1 protein-coding gene and 1 pseudogene are annotated in these 3,095 nt (G+C 69.9%); both read right to left on the bottom strand.

Annotated features, from left to right (window positions below):
* A pseudogene (locus tag ACIG5E_RS38705) lies at window positions 1–694 on the bottom strand (hypothetical protein); the annotation flags it as partial.
* Window positions 695–1,951: 1,257 nt separating this feature from the next.
* The gene (locus ACIG5E_RS38700; protein ID WP_396541893.1) at window positions 1,952–2,665 is read right to left on the bottom strand and encodes a hypothetical protein; all 714 of its coding nucleotides are present in this window, start codon (window positions 2,663–2,665) and stop codon (window positions 1,952–1,954) included.
* Window positions 2,666–3,095: the final 430 nt, after the last annotated feature.

Here is a 3,095-nt window from a genome sequence, read left to right as displayed (position 1 = left end):
GGATGGCCCCGCCGCCGTTGAAGGTGACCGTCGCACCCGGAACGGGCACGCCGTTGCACAGCACCACCGCGGACACGACGGTGGGCTGGCCGGCGACTATCGGGCCGACCACCGGCTGGATGATGACCACCGAACAGGTCGGCGGCGCCGGCACGGTGACGGTGATCGGCGCGAAGGTGCAGGCCGCACAGGTGCCGGCGGCGGGAGTGAAGCTGACCCCCACCACCTGACCGGCCGTCAGCGCCAGTCCCAGACTGACCGGACCGACCACGCCGTTGACCACCGGGGCGGTGACCGTGACCCCACCCGGCAGGGTGTAGGTCAGGGTGCCGTTGACGGAAATCAGGCCGGCGCCGCAGGTCAGGGTGGTCTCGGCGGTCACGAGGCCGCCGACGGCGATCGACAGCGTCGTGGAGATGGTCCCGGTCGGCGCCGCGTTGACGGTGACCGTGCCGCTGTCGACCCCGACCACCGTACTGACGGCATCCAGGTAGGTCACCAGGACCAGCTGCGCGCCGGAGCCGACAGCCGTGAACGTCACCGGTCCGGCGGCGCCGGCGACCACCGGCACCGTCTGCGGGGCGGCGCCGTCATAGAAGAAGACAGCGGTGGCGGCCGCCGCGGGCGCGCCGGTGGCCGTGGCGGTGAAGGCGGAACACGCCGCCACGGGAGTGGGAACGATGGTTACTGCCATGTGAGCAGCCCCTTGAGTGAGTCGGGAGTGGGGCTGCCCGAACACGGCCGCGCCAGATGGTACGGCCGACGAATTCCACCTGTCAGGGTGCCCGTGCATGGGGACGGTGACCCGTCAAGCGATCACCACCCCGACGCCCCGACAGGGGAATGGGCACCCCACAGTCGGTCACCGCCATTACAACCACACCAGCCGGCCAAGGCCATACCCCTCCGAGCGAATAACCCGTATGAACCAACGTTCGGCACACCACCACACCCAACAGTCGCTCCGACCACGGAACTTGCACCGCACGGGGCGCACTGCACGACTCCGCACGCCCCGTGTGACGGCGCCGCTGGCCACCGCCGCCGAGGCGCTCACGGGCCTGGCCCGCATCCGCCCCACCGCCTGGACGCCTACGTGCTCATTGGCGACGCCGGCGCCAAGGCCCTGCCCGAGCTGAGCACCAGCGAGCGGCTGGCTCTGCTCGCGGTCGGCTCCATCGTCTGCACCGCGCCCGGCACCGTCCTGGGCGATCTCTCCGACCACCTGCCGGTGCTGTGCGGCGCCCTCGACGCGGCCCTCGCCTCCGCCCGCCCCCGCGCCGGCCGAAGCCGGACACCAGGCTCCCCGCGCAAACGCCCGAAACGACCCGACCCGCTGAGCCGTTCCAGTTCCAACCCCTCGACAGCTACCCCGAACGCCCGAAGCGGTCCCAGCCGGTCAAGCCCTTCGTGTTCCGCGAACCGCCGACACCGGCCCAGTCGGCCGACAACCCGCCGAAGGCGTAACCGAACGCAGGCCGGGCCGCAGCCGCGAGGACGGCGGCGGGACCCGGACGGCGGCACCGAGCAGGACGCCGACGGGCAGGACCAGCCCGGCGCAGCAGGCCGAGGCCGGCAGGCCTGACCGAGGAAGCCGACCAGGACGGCGCGGACGGCGGCGACACCGAGCAGCACGACGTAGACCCGGACGGCGGCCCGAACTTGATGACACGCGCGAGCCATCCCCACCAGGCCAGCGGACGGCGGCGGCGCCGAGCAGCACGGCACCGAGCAGGACGACGACCAGCGCGTGCCGCACTCCGCGCGGATCGCGCGGGTCGGGTACCTGGGCCAGCCGCTCCAGTAGATCGGGCACCTCTGCGGGCGCGACGTCGGGCCCCTCGCGGAGCTGGTCAAAGGCGGGCGGGATCGGCGTTGATGCGTTGGCGGGCACGATTTCCAGGTGGGTCACGGGGCGTAGAGCATTCCGTGATCACGGGACCGTTCCCGGTCAGATCAACGCGGCGGCCTGACCCGCCACCCAGGCCTGCCAGACATGCCGGGTATTCGGCAGATCGGGGTGGTCAAGGAGCCACAGAACATACCCGGCCTGACACCGGGCCCACGGGCTGTCCGAATCGACGGCGCGATCGAGCCTGCCGCGCAAGTCGGCGCTGTCGACGGCTCGGGCAACCCGCACGTATTCGCGGTCTTTGCAGCGATACGCGCGGCGGACGACGATCTCGACCAGGTCGGTGAGCTTCGCCTTGACCGCCTCGTCCTGGTGGGCGCGGGCCACATCCCGGATCAGGCTCTGCTTCGTACCCCAAGACTTCGCATGCCGGTCCCACTCCTGCGGGTACCTCGCCTCCCACTCCAAGAAGAGCAGCGCATAGGGCAGCCCTGGCCACATCGCCAGATCTCTACTCACAGGGCTACTCCACACCCCATCAGGCAATGAACCCCTCTGGGCCTGCTGGTACCTCTGTCGCGCCCGCAGAAAGGCCGGCTCCTGGTACTGCTCGTCCACTCCCAGAGGCCGCGTCAGCAGCCACATCTCGTTGGACCGGCCGAGTGCTTCCGCGACCTTCCGCTGAGCCTCAGCCAGACGAACAAGCGCCGCGGTTCTCGCGGCCGGATCATCCGCTATCAGCCCGAATGCCCAGCCCAGCCGCTCATCCCACGCACGAGCGTCGTCCGCGCCTGCGCCTGTCTCTTCACTCACGCAGGGGATCATCCCCCAGGGCAGTCGGCGAGCTCCACCTGACAGTGCGGGGAGGCGCGAGGCCACCGAGGTGCGCAAGCCCTGGGGCAGGAACTGTCCGCTCGCGCCCCTATCGGCTCAAGTCATTACAAAACAAATGCCCGCGGACTACGCCGAAGCCCTGATCCCCACCCCGACACCCCACCCTCAGCCATATGGCATGCTCGCGGCAAACACATACAGCAACCAAAACCAACCCCACCCCACACGAGCGGAACAGGTGGAAGCCGAAACCGGGACCGGGACCGGGACCGGCCGACACCGGTCCAACCAACCCAGGCAAAACCCCTAAAACAGGCTCTCCTGCCGCATGTGTGGGTGCGCTGATCTGCGGCTGGACGTGAAACACGCCGTCCTCTGTGATCCTTGAGGTGTCGAGACTCAAGTTGGA

This window comes from Kitasatospora sp. NPDC053057, assembly GCF_044546945.1.
Lineage (GTDB): Bacteria > Actinomycetota > Actinomycetes > Streptomycetales > Streptomycetaceae > Kitasatospora.
Note: the sequence above shows the minus strand (reverse complement) of the source record. Positions and strands in the feature narration are given on the sequence as shown.